General features: G+C 49.4%; 16 protein-coding genes and 2 pseudogenes. 6 read left to right on the plus strand and 12 right to left on the minus strand.

What is annotated here, in order from left to right:
• Positions 1 to 16 precede the first annotated feature (16 nt).
• The 8 genes from NQ510_RS00130 to NQ510_RS00165 all read right to left on the minus strand — a co-directional run bounded on the left by NQ510_RS00130 (position 17) and on the right by NQ510_RS00165 (position 6,128).
• On the minus strand, positions 17 to 400 hold the full coding sequence (locus tag NQ510_RS00130; protein ID WP_004308928.1) for a DUF3876 domain-containing protein: 384 nt from the start codon (positions 398 to 400) through the stop codon (positions 17 to 19).
• Positions 401 to 437: 37 nt separating this feature from the next.
• Positions 438 to 2,942 (minus strand): TraG family conjugative transposon ATPase, encoded by a 2,505-nt coding sequence (locus NQ510_RS00135; RefSeq protein WP_005827325.1) that lies wholly within the window; start codon positions 2,940 to 2,942, stop codon positions 438 to 440.
• Complete coding sequence (locus tag NQ510_RS00140; RefSeq protein WP_004311206.1) at positions 2,939 to 3,271, minus strand: DUF4133 domain-containing protein; 333 nt, start codon at positions 3,269 to 3,271, stop codon at positions 2,939 to 2,941. Before NQ510_RS00140 ends, NQ510_RS00135 begins: the two co-directional genes overlap by 4 nt.
• A gap of 10 nt (positions 3,272 to 3,281) precedes the next feature.
• Positions 3,282 to 3,593: a DUF4134 domain-containing protein gene (locus NQ510_RS00145; protein ID WP_004311205.1), complete on the minus strand. Its 312-nt coding sequence runs from the start codon at positions 3,591 to 3,593 to the stop codon at positions 3,282 to 3,284.
• Positions 3,594 to 3,794: 201 nt separating this feature from the next.
• The gene (locus NQ510_RS00150) at positions 3,795 to 4,535 is read right to left on the minus strand and encodes a hypothetical protein (RefSeq protein ID WP_005827331.1); all 741 of its coding nucleotides are present in this window, start codon (positions 4,533 to 4,535) and stop codon (positions 3,795 to 3,797) included.
• Positions 4,532 to 4,921 carry a DUF3408 domain-containing protein gene (locus NQ510_RS00155; protein ID WP_287647342.1) on the minus strand — a complete coding sequence of 130 codons (390 nt, stop codon included), beginning with the start codon at positions 4,919 to 4,921 and terminating at the stop codon, positions 4,532 to 4,534. The genes NQ510_RS00150 and NQ510_RS00155 overlap by 4 nt, the downstream gene beginning before the upstream one ends.
• Positions 4,918 to 5,367 (minus strand): DUF3408 domain-containing protein, encoded by a 450-nt coding sequence (locus NQ510_RS00160; protein WP_004311202.1) that lies wholly within the window; start codon positions 5,365 to 5,367, stop codon positions 4,918 to 4,920. The genes NQ510_RS00155 and NQ510_RS00160 overlap by 4 nt, the downstream gene beginning before the upstream one ends.
• A 5-nt stretch (positions 5,368 to 5,372) precedes the next feature.
• Positions 5,373 to 6,128 (minus strand): ParA family protein, encoded by a 756-nt coding sequence (locus tag NQ510_RS00165; protein ID WP_005827337.1) that lies wholly within the window; start codon positions 6,126 to 6,128, stop codon positions 5,373 to 5,375.
• Positions 6,129 to 6,244: 116 nt separating this feature from the next.
• On the opposite strand from NQ510_RS00165, the gene NQ510_RS00170 reads away from it, so the two are divergent.
• The 6 genes and pseudogenes from NQ510_RS00170 to NQ510_RS00195 all read left to right on the plus strand — a co-directional run.
• Positions 6,245 to 6,496 carry a hypothetical protein gene (locus NQ510_RS00170; RefSeq protein ID WP_005827339.1) on the plus strand — a complete coding sequence of 84 codons (252 nt, stop codon included), beginning with the start codon at positions 6,245 to 6,247 and terminating at the stop codon, positions 6,494 to 6,496.
• 313 nt (positions 6,497 to 6,809) lie between these two features.
• The gene (mobA, locus tag NQ510_RS00175; RefSeq protein ID WP_004310286.1) at positions 6,810 to 7,238 is read left to right on the plus strand and encodes a conjugal transfer protein MobA; all 429 of its coding nucleotides are present in this window, start codon (positions 6,810 to 6,812) and stop codon (positions 7,236 to 7,238) included.
• Entirely contained in the window at positions 7,217 to 8,467 is a 1,251-nt protein-coding gene (gene mobB / locus NQ510_RS00180) for a conjugal transfer protein MobB (protein ID WP_004310285.1), read from the plus strand. Before mobA ends, mobB begins: the two co-directional genes overlap by 22 nt.
• A 32-nt stretch (positions 8,468 to 8,499) precedes the next feature.
• Positions 8,500 to 9,423 (plus strand): annotated as a pseudogene (locus NQ510_RS00185) (YWFCY domain-containing protein); the annotation flags it as partial.
• A 639-nt stretch (positions 9,424 to 10,062) separates the two neighbouring features.
• Positions 10,063 to 11,715 carry a group II intron reverse transcriptase/maturase gene (gene ltrA, locus NQ510_RS00190; protein WP_004308488.1) on the plus strand — a complete coding sequence of 551 codons (1,653 nt, stop codon included), beginning with the start codon at positions 10,063 to 10,065 and terminating at the stop codon, positions 11,713 to 11,715.
• A gap of 121 nt (positions 11,716 to 11,836) precedes the next feature.
• Positions 11,837 to 12,925 (plus strand): annotated as a pseudogene (locus NQ510_RS00195) (TraM recognition domain-containing protein); the annotation flags it as partial.
• 94 nt (positions 12,926 to 13,019) lie between these two features.
• Here NQ510_RS00195 and NQ510_RS00200 read toward each other — a convergent pair.
• From NQ510_RS00200 to NQ510_RS00215, 4 genes are all read right to left on the minus strand, one after another.
• Positions 13,020 to 13,433: a hypothetical protein gene (locus NQ510_RS00200; RefSeq protein WP_005643906.1), complete on the minus strand. Its 414-nt coding sequence runs from the start codon at positions 13,431 to 13,433 to the stop codon at positions 13,020 to 13,022.
• Between the two features lie 5 nt (positions 13,434 to 13,438).
• Positions 13,439 to 14,893: an ATP-binding protein gene (locus NQ510_RS00205; protein ID WP_005827354.1), complete on the minus strand. Its 1,455-nt coding sequence runs from the start codon at positions 14,891 to 14,893 to the stop codon at positions 13,439 to 13,441.
• 128 nt (positions 14,894 to 15,021) lie between these two features.
• Positions 15,022 to 15,633, minus strand: coding sequence for an RteC domain-containing protein (locus NQ510_RS00210; RefSeq protein WP_004309735.1), 612 nt, complete (start codon positions 15,631 to 15,633; stop codon positions 15,022 to 15,024).
• A gap of 245 nt (positions 15,634 to 15,878) precedes the next feature.
• On the minus strand, positions 15,879 to 16,292 hold the full coding sequence (locus tag NQ510_RS00215; protein ID WP_004315319.1) for a hypothetical protein: 414 nt from the start codon (positions 16,290 to 16,292) through the stop codon (positions 15,879 to 15,881).
• Positions 16,293 to 16,565 lie beyond the last annotated feature (273 nt).

Raw genomic sequence — 16,565 nt, forward strand, 5'->3', positions numbered from 1 at the left:
TAGTGGATTTCATTATTTATTGCTCGCCTATCGGATGGTCCGGTTTCGGGTTCACACGCACGTAGTCCCCGTTCGGCGAGAAGGTCAGGATGTCCGTCGCCTCGTTGTAGGACACGTCGATGCGGAATCCGGTGTTCATGAACAGATTGCCGTTCTCCTCCTGCAAGAGATAGGTTTCCGGCTTCAGCTTGCGGCGGATGCCGCTCCGCTTGAATACCGTCACCTTATAGGCTTCGCCCTCCTTGTAGATAAGCACGTCGGGCTTGCCCTCCACACTCTCCCAGTTCCCGCAAAGCAGGTCGCGTCGGTTGTCCGTTATGTCGCAGGATTGCAGCACCATGACCGCCAGCCCGATTAAACACTTGCTGACTTGCAGCATTTTCGTTCTTGATATACTCATACGCATTTTCTTTTTTAGTTGATGAATCTGTTTCTATTTATTCCTTTTTTCTCCGCCTTTCGGCAAGCTGCCGGATGACGGCTTCAATGTCGCCGCCCAACTGTTCCGCCAGACGGTAAACCTCTACTTTTTCCGTTTCTTCGGTGGTGTACGCCAGATACTCTTCAGCACTAACTTCGGTGGCATAGACTGCCGACTGCGTGCCGCCCAGTCCTATCCACACTTCCTTGTAGAGCCTTGACGGGTTGTTCGCCATGTTGATGGAGAGTATCTGCGACTTCTCTTTCTCCGTCAGACCCAACAGGGACTGTATGGCATCAAACTTGTTCATGTACTTCCGCTGGTCAAGGAGTATCTTGCAGTCGGAGTTGTTGATGATGCTCTCCTTGACGACGGGCGAGGAAATGATGTCGTCCACCTCCTGCGTCACCACGATTGCCTCCCCGTAATACTTGCGCACGGTCTTGTACATATAGCGCAGGTACTCAGCCATGTTCGCCGAAGATAGAGCCTTCCAAGCCTCTTCCACTATCAACTGTTTCCTTACGCCTTTCAATCGGCGCATCTTGTTGATGAAGGCTTCCATGATGATGATGGTCACCACAGGGAAAAGCTCGCGATTTTCCTTTATACTGTCAATCTCGAAGACGATGAACCGCTTGCCGAGCAGGTCGATGTTCTCCGTGGAGTTGAGCAGGAAGTCGTAGCGTCCGTCCCGGTAATACTGCCGCATGGTGGTGAGCATATTGTCGATGTTGAAGTCGGACTTCTCCACCTTTATCTCACGTTCCGCCAGTTCGCGGCGGTAGTCGTCGCGCATATACTCGTAGAAGGTGTTGAACGAGGGGACGATGCTCCGGTCAGCCCTGATACGCTCGATATAGGCGTTCACCGCACTGCCCAGTTCGCCGCTCTCCGTCTTCGTCACTTTGTCGTCCTCCGACTTCCAGAGCGTCAGCAGCAATGTCTTGATGCTGTCCTTTTTCTCCACGTCGAACACGTAATCATCGGTGTAGAACGGGTTGAACGAAATCGGTTTCTCCTCCGTGTAGGTGAAGTACACGCCGTCCGCCCCGTTTGTCTTGCACCGGATCATCTCGCACAAGCCCTGATAGGAGTTTCCCGTGTCCACCAGCACCACGTGCGTACCCTGCTCGTAGTATTGCCTCACGAGGTGGTTCATAAAAAAGGATTTGCCGCTGCCCGAAGGACCCAACACGAACTTGTTGCGGTTGGTCGTGATACCCCGCTTCATCGGCAGGTCGCTGATGTCGAGGTGCAACGGTTTTCCCGTAAGCCTGTCCACCATCTTGATGCCGAAGGGCGAGAGCGAACTGCGGTAGTTGGTTTCCTCCGTGAAGAGGCACACCGCCTGCTCGATGAATGTATGGAAACTCTCTTCCGCCGGGAAGTCCGCCGCGTTGCCGGGCATCGCCGCCCAGTAGAGCGTCGGGCAGTCGATGGTATTGTGGTGCGGCACGCACTCCATGCTTGCCAGCTGGCTGCCCACATCGTTCTTGATATGCTTCAGTTCCTCCGCGTCATCGCTCCACGCCATGACGTTGAAGTGCGCCCGTACCGAGGTCAGCCCGTAGGAATGGGCTTCGTTCAGGTACTGGTCTATCCACTCGCGGTTGATGCTGTTGCTCCGGCTGTATCGGGATAGCGACTGCATATTCCTTGCGGACTTCTCGAACTTCTGCAAATTTTCCTCGCTGTTGTCGATAATCACATACTGGTTATAGATGTGGTTGCAGGAAAGCAGCAGCCCCACGGGGGAGGCGAAGGAGAGGCGACAGTCCGAGCGGTCGGTGGAGAGTTTCTCGTAGCGGATGTCGGTAGCCACCTTTCCTGGCATATCCTCCGCGTCGGAGAGGGTGTGCAGGCACAGGCGGTTGTCACCGATACGCATTTCTTTTGCCGAGAGGTCGATGTCCTGCAAGGTCGTGTCGCCTTCGGGCATGAGCGAGAAGTAACGCTCTATCAGCCCGGCGGACTTCTCCGTCCCGACAATCTCGTCGGTGGAGAGGCGGCGCAGCCTCACAAAGCCGCTGTCGTTCATGATGCGCTCGAACTGTTCGGCGGCCTCCATGAACTTCCCGGCGGTTTCCTTGTCCAGCTCCTTCGGGATGATATGTCCCCGGCACAGCGTACTGAAGTTGCTCTGCATACGGTTACGTTCTTTCGTCGTCTTGGTCAAGTAGAGATAGCAGGAGTGTTTCAGGTACGGACGCTCGTTGAAGTGGCGTTCAAAGGAACGGCTCAAGAAACTCATGTCGTCCTTCTGTAACTCCGGCATATATTTCTCCTTGATGAACCAATCCTGCTTATGCACGACGCAGAAGTACGGTAGCACCTTGATAGCCTTGCACCAGCAGCCGTGTATCGCCTCGTACTCTGCGCCCGTCACGGTGTAAAGCTCCGGCAGTTCCACCTCAAAAGCCACCGTGATGTCGGCGTCTTTGGAGATGATGCAGCCATGCTCCACCGCCAGCAGGGGGAACTTGTTTTCCAGTGTTGTCATTTTGGATGTATTTCTCATGTCGTTTCTTCCTTTCGTTGCCGTTTGAGTAATCGGGTGATCCGCCGTCGGTTGATAAGGTATCGGGGATGGCTCCTTGCCGCTCCCAATTTCATCAGCCCGTGTTCGCCGTACCGGGCGTTCAGCGCGAAGGTCTGCCATACGAGGACGGAAGACGATGCCGCGCCGAAGCCGATACATATCCACTGGTCGATGCCGACCATATAGAGGATGACGAACAGGACGAAGAGAGCCAGCAGACCTCCGCAGAAGATGAAGAGGTACTGAGCCTTCAAACCCTTGAACTCGACCGGACGGCCGATACCCTTGTTTATCGGGTATTCAGCCATACATTGTTTATTAAAGGAAGAATGAGCGCAGGATAGTGGCGGCGACAATCAAGAAGATACAAGCCCCGAACCACGAGGCGGCGGTCTTCGAGGTGTCCGGGTCTCCGGACGAGAATTTTCCGTACACTTTCACGCCACCGATAAGCCCGACTACCGCGCCGATGGCGTAGATTAATTTCGTGCCGGGGTCGAAATACGAACTCACCATAGAGGTGGCTTCGTTGATGCCAGCCAGACCGTTTCCCTGTGCGAAAGCGGAGGCGGTTGCGGCAATCATAAGTGCCGCAGCGATGATTAACTTTTGTCTGATGTTCTTGTTCATAAACTGTTCTTTTTTGTGCCGTCCAAAGGGTGGATAGTCCTTTTTCGGGCGGTTGATACTTGATTACTTTACTTTGGTTTTAGTGGTTGCCCGTTTGTTTCTACGGACTTGGGGCTGTCCGTTGCGGGTTGGCTGTACCTTGTACCGCCGTGCGCGTGGGTGTCGTCATTTTACGTTTTCATTTCCATTCTTTTTTAGTTGTTATACATAGTTTCGGAAGTCGAACTCCTCGATGTTGTCGGGAATCACGAACACCTTTTCCTTTTGTTGTGTCACGGTCATGTTCACCGTGTCCACGAAAACTGCCATCGCCTTTGCAAGCCTCTCGCTCATTGCTTCATCGGTCAGGCGTTCCGTTATTCTTGTGAAAAGCTCTGTCCCGTCCAGTTCCGTCATGACCTTTCCGGCGTGTCGCATTTCCTCATCGGATGGTGATTCCTTCCGTATGGTGTGTACTGCCATGTCAATATCCTCGAAGCTACTTCCCGAAGCCTGCTTTTTGTCTGGTTCTTCATCCTCCGGTTCATCTTCTCCGTACTCCAGTTCCGAGGGCGGGATGCTCGTGAAGGTTTCATCGAGTTTGTCCTCCGGTACTTGTGTCGGGCGTGAGACGGTTTCCGTGTTTCCGTCGTCAAAAGTAGCCTCTTCCTCCGACAGCTCAATGCCTTTTTCCGAAGTGGCGGCTTCTTGCGTCGGTATGGCAGCGGTTGTCCGGGTCGATGCCATCTTGAAACGGCTCTTGCCAATGATGTCCGAGGTGTCTGCGTGAGGTATTTCCTTATCCTTTCCTTGCTCTGCCACCGTACTGTCCAATGACCGCCACAGCCCGGCAATATGTCTGAAGAAACGGATGAGCTTCGTGTCCATGATGCGGTCATAGAACAGCAGAAACAGAAACCACACGTTGCAAGCAACCGATACGATTAAAAACGCCTTTGTCATAATCTTACTTTTTGGGCGTTTTCAATCTGTTCCATGTACTGCTGCCCGTATTGCCGGAAATGGTCGCGGAGGATGTTATCCACAAACTTGCCGATGCTCAAACCGTTTCCCATCCGACTGGTAACGATAGCGACTTTCTCATGAATTTCTCGGCTGATGTATATACATTGCCGCGTTTTGATTTCCGATGCTTGCAGGAAAGTCGAGAGCGGTTTGTCTCTGCCTTTATCCTTGCGGAAGTCAACGTCGGTATTTTCCTGCCCGTAGTCGGTTACACACTTTGCTGCACGGACAGCGGTTCTTTCACTCTTTCCTGTTTGCAGATACTCAGCCTGACGGTTCTTATTTGTTCTTTTCATACTTCTTTGTTGTTTTTGAGTGTTTATAAATTATAGGATTCCATGTGCCGTTTGAACGATTCGGCTATCTCGTCTTGGAACAGCGTGAAATGGTGTGTCAGCACGTTGTCAAGAAATGCCGCGATAGTCACTTCGTTGCCTCCGATTACATGAAGCATCTTCTGTATGCGGTCGTGGTACTCCTTGCGGATATAGACCTGCTTGCCGAGCCTTGCCGTGATATTGGAACCGCATATGAATACTGTGTCATAATCCAATTTTTCCGGCTTGCTGTTCCTGCGCCTGCGTTCCGGCTCCTCTTTGGAGTGCGAGGCGGGTGGAGAAACGGCTTCTTGTATCGCTTCTTTCGGAGGTGGGACAGGAGCGTTCCCGTCCGTGCTTCTCGCTTCCGGCGGAATGCTTGTATCGTCCAGTCGAAACGAGTTGATTACGGCTTCGCTGTCGATGTCCTCGATTCTTGTTTTCTTTGCCATGCCATTCAGTTTTTGATGATGCCGAGAATCTCATCGACGAGTTTGTCGAGGTTGCTGCCGCGTACCAGTATTTTGTCCGCCGGAAACGCCGTGGAGCGGAATACTGCCTTGCGTTCTGCCGCCGTCTCCTTGCGGAAACGCTTGCTGTCCGGCAGATGTGTTTCCAGAATGGACAGGGCGAACTCGGCACAGACCTTGTCGTATGCTTTGTAAAGTTCCGTCTTTTCGCGCCCGTCCACCATGTTCCACACGAGGTAAATCCCTTTGATACCGGACTTGCCCGTGCTTATCATCTGTTCGTTGATAACGGTGGCGAACTTAATGGAACTCTCCATCACCACACGGTCGGCGATGATGGGCGTGAAGATGTAGTCCATTTTGGAAATGGTCTGCACCACATCGGCATTGTTGATGGTTCCCGGCAAGTCGAAGAACACGAAATCGAGGTCGGGCTGCGCTGCCACCAGATTTTCGGCAGTCTTTACCGCATCTTCCGCACGGCTGCATCTGATGGTGTACGGGTTCTTCTTCAGCCGTTTGAGCTGCTCATACGCCATCACCTTGTAATGCCCGTCCTCCATGACGGCTTTCATGTCGCGCTTGCGCATGTCATGGATACTGTACTGTGGAAAATCGCAGTCCACCACGGCTACGTTGTAGCCTTTCACATAGTGCAGATAGCTTGCTACAAGCACTGTCAGGGTTGTCTTACCCGCTCCACCTTTCTGCGTGGAGATTGCCACATAAGTTGCTTTTTTCATTTTTTTGATAATTTATTTGGTTATACATCTGTCTGGTGGCGGTAGCGTATTGTCATTAGTACGTACGCACGCGCTCCCATTCATTTATTTATTCACTCCTTAATCCGGCTGTGCCTATGGGTAATCATCGGTTTGTCCAACCGCCCATGCTTTTATCCGTCCGCATGGACGTGTGCTTGGAAAACTATCTGAATACATACACCTGTTTTCAACCGTTTGGATTGATGCCCGGATTGCTGTCCGAACATCTGGCGGAAGGAGTGTATTTTCAGTCCCACATCCGAATCACACTGCAAATAAACAAGGATATTTTGGAACTTGTATCACTTCTCCGGCAAGTGGCAGCACGTTGCGCCGGTTGGCACTGATTGTCCGGGTCAAGCCTCTGTCGGACATCGCCTTAAGGGCGTAACTTTGCACCCGAACGGCAGGGTACGCCGCAGGTGGCGCAGCCCGGAGTTTGAAAGGAATCATCCCCAATCCGTCCCCGACGGATTTTTATGTTCACCTGAACATAGCAAGGTATGTTTTCAGCCGCTCAAAACATTTTGAGCAGCCACGAAAACGCCTTGCCCTTGCAGGGGGCGGGCTTACCCTCCGAAGTCGGGAAGCCTCTCAAACCTGCGGTGCTGTGCCTCAAAGCGGCGGCTTATGCCGTCAAACCGCTAAATCCAAAGTAATATGAGTGAAAAAAGAAGAAACAAAGGCGGGAGAAATCCCAAACTCGACCCGGCGGTGTTCCGCTACACCGTCCGTTTCAGTGAGGAGGAACACAACAGTTTCCTCTCCATGTTCGAGAAGTCAGGCGTAAACGCCAAGTCGGTTTTCCTGAAAGCGCACTTCTTCGGGCAGCCGTTCAAGGTGCTGAAAGTGGACAAGACGCTGGTGGATTACTACACCAAACTGTCCGATTTTCATGCGCAGTTCCGCGCGATAGGCACGAACTACAACCAAGTAGTGAAGGAACTGAGGCTGCATTTTTCCGAGAAAAAGGCGATGGCGTTGCTTTACAAGTTGGAGCAACAGACCGTCGAACTCGTAAAACTGAGCCGTAAGATTGTGGAACTTTCAAGGGAGATGCAGGAAAAATGGTCGCAAAAATCAGTGTAGGAAACTCGTTGTATGGCGCACTTGCCTACAACGGGGAGAAGATCAACGAGGCGAAAGGGCGGCTTCTGACAACCAACCGCATCTACAATGACGGTACGGGAACGATGGACATCCACCGGGCTATGGAGGACTTTCTCGCTCTGATGCCCGTGCGGTCGAAGGTGGAGAAACCGGTGGTGCATATCTCGCTCAATCCGCATCCCGACGATATTTTGACGGACACGGAGCTTCAGAACATCGCACGGGAGTATCTGGAGAAGATGGGCTTCGGCAACCAGCCGTATCTCGTTTTCAAGCATGAGGACATCGACCGCCACCATCTGCATATCGTGACGGTCAGGGTGGACGAGAACGGCAGGAGCATAGACACCCGGAACAATTTTTACCGGAGCAAGCAGATAACACGCGAACTGGAACGGAAGTACGGGCTGCATGACGCGGAACGCAAGAATCGCCGTCTTGACACGCCGCTGCGCAAGGTGGACGCCTCTGCGGGCGACGTGAAGAAGCAGGTGGGGAATATCGTTAAGGCTTTGAACGGGCAATACCGTTTCCAAACGATGGGAGAATACCGTGCCCTCCTTTCCTTATATAATATGACAGTGGAGGAAGCACATGGCAATGTGCGCAGACGTGAGTATCACGGGCTGGTCTATTCCGTCACGGACGACAAGGGCAACAAGGTCGGCAATCCTTTCAAGTCCTCGCTGTTCGGGAAGTCCGTCGGCTATGAAGCCGTACAGAAGAAGTTTGCCCGTTCCAAGCAGGAGTTTAAGGAGAGGAAACTTGCCGACATGACGAAACGCACCGTCCTTTCCGTGCTGGAAGGCACGTATGACAAGGAGAAGTTTGTAGCCACCCTCAAAGGAAAGGGCATCGACACCGTACTACGCTACACGGAGGAAGGGCGCATCTACGGAGCCACGTTCATCGACCACCGTACGGGCTGCGTGCTGAACGGCTCACGCATGGGCAAGGAACTTTCCGCCAACGCCTTGCAGGAACACTTCACGCAGCCTTACGCTGGACAGCCGTCGATTCCGCTTTCCGTTATGGTGGAGGGACAAGAGGACAAACAAGGATATTCCGGAGGGGAATACGAGAACCATTCGGGTGGTATGAACCTGTTTGCCCCCGAAGGTCCGGCAGTGGACGCCGAGGAGGAAGCCTTCATCCGGGCGATGCAGCGCAAGAAGAAAAAGAAGAAGCGCAAGGGCTTGGGAATGTAATCGAAAATATCAACAATCAAAAAAATCAATGTATGTCACAACAAGAAGACGATTTGAGGGCGTTGGCGAAAATCATGGATTTTCTGCGTGCCGTGAGTATTATTTTAGTGGTCATGAACGTGTACTGGTTCTGTTATGAAGCCATACGGCTCTGGGGTGTGGACATCGGTGTGGTGGACAGGATACTGATGAACTTCAACCGCACGGCGGGGCTGTTCCGTTCCATCCTCTACACGAAACTATTTGCCGTCCTCCTGCTTGCCCTGTCCTGTCTGGGGACAAAGGGCGTGAAGGGCGAGAAAATCACGTGGGGGAAAATCTGGGCGGTCCTTGCCGTGGGCTTCGTGCTGTTCTTCCTCAACTGGTGGATACTGGCCCTGCCATTGCCGGTGGAGGCGGTGACGGGACTGTATATCCTGACCGTTGGCGCGGGCTATGTATTCCTGCTGATGGGCGGTCTGTGGTTGAGCCGCCTGTTGAAGCACAACCTCATGGATGATGTGTTCAACAACGAGAACGAGAGCTTCATGCAGGAAACAAGGCTTATCGAAAGCGAGTATTCGGTCAATCTTCCGACACGGTTCTACTACAAAAAGCGTTGGAACAACGGATGGATCAATGTGGTGAATCCTTTTCGTGCCTCCATCGTGTTGGGTACGCCGGGTAGTGGAAAGTCATACGCGGTGGTAAACAGTTTCATCAAGCAGCAGATTGAAAAGGGCTTTTCGATGTATGTATATGACTTCAAATTCAGCGACTTATCTACAATCGCCTACAACCATCTGCTGAACCACCCGGAGGGTTACAAGGTGAAGCCGAAGTTTTATGTGATAAACTTCGACGACCCGCGACGCTCGCACCGCTGTAATCCCATCCACCCGGATTTCATGGAGGATATTACGGATGCCTACGAGAGTGCCTATACGATAATGCTCAATTTGAACAAGACCTGGGTGTGACCTGTAAAGTCACGTAATTGATTGTTAGACAGTGATATTAATTGCATGATTTAACCCGCTGTTCCGTCAGCGGTAGCCTACTATAAGGTGCATCTCCAGTGATGGGTTGTGCCAAGCTTATAGGACAAAGTACACTTTCCGAAAGGACAAGACTGAACCGTGAGGGAATGTCAAGGACGGTTAGTATCATACCGTTGAGTGGCGAGGCTGGATAGCATGGTTAACGTAAGTGAACTGACTTTAGCCGTCGTAAGGTTTGAAGGAGCGCAAGATACTTTAGCTCTCACCAAAAGGTAAGCAGTCGGATAACCCTTGCCCATGTTGGGGTTACACGGACACAGCACTGCCGGCGGACTTGGCAGAACCTAAACTATCCGTTTGTCAATTACGTGGAACAGGGCAAGCCTGTATCTCTCTCGTAAGAATGCGAGTAAGCGAACCGCAAGGCAAGCCGAATGGGGTGCAGGTATGAGATAACGGAAAAAGCGAATGCCACCCTGTAATGGGGTGGATACGGATTGAATCAACATCACGGGTTGTTATTGGTGACATCATCCGACACGAAAGTGGGCAGACTTCCGTATATGGTAACTCTTTACAAGATAACTTTTAGAACTTTCAAAAGGAGGAAAGCAAATGAACGAAACTAAAACATCGTGTGCGCCTGCTGATAGTAGGAATCTAACTTGGGACGGCATGGACTGGTCCAAGTGTGAAGCCTATGTCCGAAAGCTACAAGCGCGTATTGTAAAGGCTCAAAAGGAAGGCAGACATAACAAGGTGAAAGCCTTGCAGTGGATGCTGACCCACTCTTTTTACGCCAAGGCATTGGCGGTAAAGAGGGTTACTTCCAACAAAGGGAAGAAAACGTCTGGAGTAGATAAACAGCTTTGGGATTCTCCCAAGCGCAAGTACAAAGCAATCGGTGAACTGAAACGTCGTGGTTACAATCCGCAGCCGCTTCGTAGGGTTCACATCAAGAAAAAGAACGGTAAACTCCGACCGTTGGGAATACCGACAATGAAAGACAGGGCGATGCAGGCATTATATCTCATGGCATTGGAACCGATAGCCGAAACGACAGGCGACCGCTTTTCTTATGGTTTCCGCAAGAAACGCAGGACAATGGACGCTATCCGTCAGATTGATACGGTTCTAAACCGCCAGCATTCCCCCGAATGGATTTTGGAGGGAGACATTAAAGGCTGCTTCGACCATATCAGCCACGACTGGCTTCTTAATCATATCCCTATGGATAAGACGATACTCAGAAAATGGCTGAAATGTGGAGCTGTATTCAATGGCAAACTATTCCCGACAGAAGAGGGTACACCACAAGGAGGTATCATATCACCGACACTTGCAAATATAGCACTTGACGGACTTCAACCACTCTTGGCTGAAAGATTCAAAAGATTATGGCGCAACAATAAGACATTCCACTACAAGGTAAACCTTATTCGTTATGCGGATGACTTTATAATCACAGGTCGAGATAAGGAGCTATTGGAAAACGAAGTCAAACCTATCGTGATAGAATTTCTCAAAGAAAGAGGGCTGACCTTATCCGAAGAGAAAACTACCATTACGAACATATACGACGGTTTTGATTTCTTAGGTTTCAATGTGAGGAAGTTTGGCAAAAGGCTATACACATCCCCGTCCAAAGATGCACAGAAACGCTTCAGGGCAAAAATCGGTGACATCGTTAAAGGACATAAAATGTGTAAGCAGGAATCGCTGATACGAATGCTTAATCCTGTAATCACAGGTTGGGGCAACTATTACCGATATGGTGCATCAACCGATGCTTTTCATGGTTGTGACAATCACATTTACAATCTCACGAAGAAATGGGCTTTACGTCGCCATCCAAAGAAACGCAAGTCTTGGGTTGCAGACAAATATTGGCATGAAATTCGGGGGCGTAAATGGACGTTTGCATGGAAATATGAAACCAAGAGCAAGAAAGTGAACTACCTGACCCTTAAAAGGTTGTCGGATATACATTATACCCCGTACAAGCAAATCAAAGGTGAGGCAAACCCTTTCGACCCGGAATACGATGATTATTTCTTTCAGCGAAAGGAGCAACAAATGCTGGAATCTCTCAAGGGACGTAAGTCTCTCTTATATTTATGGAACAAGCAGAACCGGATTTGTCCGTTATGCGGCAAGGAAATAGATTGTACAAAAGCATGGAACGTCAACGAAATATCTGTTGGTGGTTCGATTGTACGGCAACTTGTCCACAACAACTGCTACAAGCGAAATAAACGAAAATGTTGAAAGTATGAGCCGATTTCTAACAACAAATAGAAATATTGAGTTGCTTGAGCCGTATGAGGGGAAACTCTCATGTACGGTTCTTAGGGGAGAAGGGGGCAGCAATGCCCTTGACTTACCCGATGTGCAGAAGCAGGGCGACTTCTTTGTGGAATCACCTATTATTTTGTTTGCCAGCATTATATGGTATCTCAAAATCTATCAAGGCGGCAAATACTGCACGTTCCCCCATGCGATTGAGTTCCTGAACCGCCGCTATGAGGATATTTTCCCGATACTGACCTCTTACCCGGAATTGGAAAACTATCTTTCTCCGTTCATGGACGCATGGCTCGGAGGGGCTGCGGAGCAGTTGATGGGGCAGATAGCAAGCGCGAAAATCCCTTTGTCAAGGATGATTTCCCCGCAGCTCTATTGGGTGATGTCGGACAGCGAGTTCACGCTGGACATCAACAATCCCGAAGAACCGAAAATACTCTGTGTGGGCAACAATCCCGACCGTCAGAATATCTACGGGGCCGCTCTCGGTCTGTATAACTCCCGTATCGTGAAACTCATCAACAAGAAAGGGATGCTGAAGTCGTCGGTCATCATCGACGAGCTGCCCACGATTTATTTCAAGGGGTTGGACAACCTTATCGCCACCGCGCGAAGCAACAAGGTTGCCGTGTGTCTGGGCTTTCAGGATTTCAGCCAGTTGGTGCGCGACTACGGTGATAAAGAAGCGAAGGTCGTGATGAACACCGTCGGCAATATCTTTTCCGGTCAGGTGGTGGGTGAAACCGCCAAGACGCTTTCCGAACGCTTCGGTAAGGTGTTGCAGAAACGGCAGTCCATTTCCATCAACCGGCAGGATGTTTCCACCTCCATCAACACGCAGATGGATTCACTCATCCCGCCGAGCAAGATTTCCGGCTTGACGCAGGGTATGTTTGTCGGTTCGGTGTCCGACAACTTCAACGAGCGTATCGAGCAGAAGATTTTTCATTGTGAGATTGTCGTGGATGCCGAGAAGGTGAGGCGCGAGGAGAAAGCCTACAAGAAAATCCCCGTCATTACCGACTTTACGGACGGGGACGGCAACGACCGCATGAAGGAAACGGTTCAGGCGAATTACAGGCGCATCAAGGAGGAAGTGAAGCAGATTGTTCAAGAGGAACTGGAACGTATCGCAAATGATGAAAACTTGAAACACCTGTTGCAGCAGAAATAACAGATTCCTTTATATATGAAAAAGGGGATGTGTCAAAACACCCAAAATATGAAAATTACCCCTGTCACAGATATCTGTAGCAAGGGTAATTTTGTTAAAAAGAGAGTTTTGACGCCCTCTTTTTATTCTCAGATTTGAGATGCTTGTTGATGGTGGTAATGGCAAGCGTCAGCAAATAATTTTTCAGCTCTGTATCGTCTTTAAGCAGTATGCTGTATTCTTCGGCAAACATTCTCAACAGTCTGGTTCTGAGTTTCGACATTTCTTCACCGAAAGGTATCTGTCGGTTTTCTTGCCAATACTCAATCACTACGGAAGATACCAGCCACTTGAACTCGGATTTCATCTCTTTGCCGAGTTTCTTGAAGCGGATTTGTTCGCTAATTGGCGGCTCGTTGTATGGCATCATGTCTGCCGGGTCATAAACGGATATACTGCCGATACCATAATCCATGATTATCGGTAAATCAGTTTTTACATCATTCTTATGTTTCTTCTTTTTAGCCATACCCGTTATTGTTGCAGGAAACCTTTACCTTTATCAGTAAGATAGTATTTCTGTTGCGGACTCTTGGAGCCTACGGGATAAAGTGAAAGGACCAAACCGGAATTTATTGCCGGATGGATATAGTTCTTTAAGAAATTCCTTTTATCTTTCATTCCCGTTTTCTCCATGATTTCTTTAGCAGAGAGAGTGTTGTTCCCAATAGCAGACAACAGTTTTCCTAACTGTGGGGTTACTGTGGGGTTACTATAGGGTTGCTGTGGGGTTGCTGTGGGGTCTTGTCCTACTGTAGTTCTTGTATAATGAAACACAATCCATACAGCATTGCCGTCGGTATGAAACTCCGGATCCGGAATACCGACACGGCGACATTCGTTTACCATAAGGGCTATGCCACGTCCCCAACTCTCCAATACTGCACTTTTGTACAGCACATTGGCTACTATCAGATTTTGTGGTTCGGAATTGTGGCCACCCAACAGTTTCTCAATGGTAATATCAGGCGGAAATGTTCCGCTGTTTTCAATCTCCACGCGGTCATCATAGATAGCAATCCCGACTGAACTGCCGGGGCGATGGTAAACACGATGTGCAAAAGCATTTATGCAACATTCTCTCAATGCCTTATATGGCACATTCAGTTCCTCTTCTCTGTACAAACCTTCAATTTTACCGGAAAGGGACAAATGCTTGAAGAAAAATGCCATTGCAGCATCCAGCAAGTTGAATATATTGCCTGTCACACGCTGATTATCTAAAAATTCATCTTTTGTCGTTCCTTTGAACCGGGCTAAACGGAGCAGACATTGGGGATAATGGTAGAAGTTTCGTCCGAATAGGACAACGGAAGCATTGTTCAGCTTTCCATCATTCAACAAGTCAAATTTTTCAAGGATGGTTCGGACATCCTCCTGCATAGAACCTTCCGGCAAACGTCCGCCTCTGATTCCTCCACGTACTGCGCCCAAGATTGCCGTTTCGTCAAGGTCGGATATTTTCAAGCCGGGATTTTGCATGGAATCCCAAGCATAGGTTCCGCCTCGCTGCATAACCAACAGGTTGTATATACCCTGCGGCATGGCAGATGTAACGCTCTCTATCCGTTGATAAGCCCTCCCCTTATAGGTGAACGGGCGCATATATCGTTGTTCTTCCGCTGATAAAGCTATAACACTTTTGTTCGTTCCCGGAATGTCTGTATAGGATATATCAATGGTCGCAAACGGCTCGATTCGTCTGATGGTTTCAGCAATATCGCGCTTCGTCTTGTCGCTCACTTCCTGACCGATAATCTTTCCCTTGTCGGTTACACCGAACAGCACCGTGCCGCCCGTACCGTTCAAGAAGGCACAAAGAGTTTCAATTCCACGCTCCAACTGCCCGGTAGTTTCTTTGAACTCAACTGTCCCGCCTTCGGCTCCGGCAATCAGTCCATTCAATATTTCGAGGTTATCTATTTTCATCCGTCATTGATTAATACTTGCAAAGTTAATGATTTTAATCGGCTTTCCGGCAGATAATAGAGTGATTGTAAATGAAGAAGGATAAGAAACCGTATAATCCGGCCGCTTATCCTTTGTTTGGCATTCGTTTATCTCCTCATCCGCTCCAATTCATCGTCATGTCGCATCTTCGCGTTCAGTTTGTCCTGCATCTTTTCAAGGAAGTAGGTGCGACTGTCGCTTTTCCTGCGTTTGATGTCCGTATAGAAGCGGTAGCAGTCTTTGGACTCCACACCGAAAAAGGAATAGAGGACAGGGGCAAGCTCTTTCAGCGAAGCCTTGCCGCCATTGATGCAGCCGGTGGCGTAGAGGGCATAGATTAGTTCTACCAACTCGACGGCATTACCGGTCCATTGCAGGGCTGGGACTGTGGCTTTGGTTTCGGATGTGGATGTTAGTGGTGGCACGGAGGTAATTGCAGAAGCGGATACCATCTTCTGCATCTTTCGGATGAATGATAACGCCTTGCGGATATACACAGTGACGACATTCTCCTCCGATGCCGACAAGTTCTGCGGATGGTGCTGTAATTCGATTTCGGCAAAAGCCAACGCCACAATAATATGCTTGGCATCATTGCCGCCGTAGCACAGGTTTATTACTTCCTGCACGAATCCGCCGTATGCCGTTTCCGTGCTACCGTTGTCTTTTCCGTTTATCAGGGCGAAAAACTGTGTTTCCGCCAATATGAGATGGTTCATTATCTTTTCTGTTTTGAGGGTTTACACTTGTTTATCAGTGTGCGCACACTGATATATGGGCAAATCATAGCCCTAAACACGAGAAAAGATTGTGAGAAAATTGTACTACATTGTTTTTCAGAAAGATAAAATTCAAAAATAATTTTATCCTTGATTGCATCCCTTGTGAAATGTGTTCAGATTCTGAACATGTGTTCACTTTCTGAACACGGAAATTCCGCCAAGATGTTCATAATCTGAACATTTTATGCCCGTGGCTCTTTATGATAGGTAAGCCGGATTACTCCGTCCCTATAAGTTTTGTTCTCCATAAGCCGCCAGTCATTCATAGGTAGTGCTGACTTGAAAAAATGCGCTCCGTTTCCGTCGATGGTTGGAACAACGTATAGTATGATTTCATCTATCACGTTCATCCGTAACAGTCCGTTGGCATATTCGGTATTCCCGGCAGTTACTTCCAACAAATGGCAAATGCTTCCACCTTCCTCTCTCCATTCTTGAAGCACGGATACCGAATAGTCGGATGTCAGCTTATACAGGGCATTGGCACGTATTTCATCCATACCGTAATCTTCGGTTTGAAGCAACCGCTTCCGGGGATGCAGTTTCATCGGACAGCCATCTATTGAGATAACGGCAAGTAATTGTATTTTCGCCATAACGTATTTCCTTTCCTTTTTGGCGAGGCAAAAAAGTAGCGTGCAATTCACACTACTTTCAAGCGATGGCTCTGGTAAAGCCTTTACGGAGAGTACGTGAATGCACGCTATGCGTAGGCATAGCATAAGCATCACGCAATCGTCTCCGTAGTTTCAATTTACCAGATTTTCGCTCGAAACGCCTTGCGGTCTTATGTCTATATCATCGGCGAAAAGTTACCCAATCGCCTGCTATTTTCTGAAATACAATTGCAAAGTTAATCAATTATTGCC

Origin of the sequence: Bacteroides uniformis (assembly GCF_025147485.1) — a bacterium.
Classification (GTDB): Bacteria; Bacteroidota; Bacteroidia; order Bacteroidales; family Bacteroidaceae; genus Bacteroides; species Bacteroides uniformis.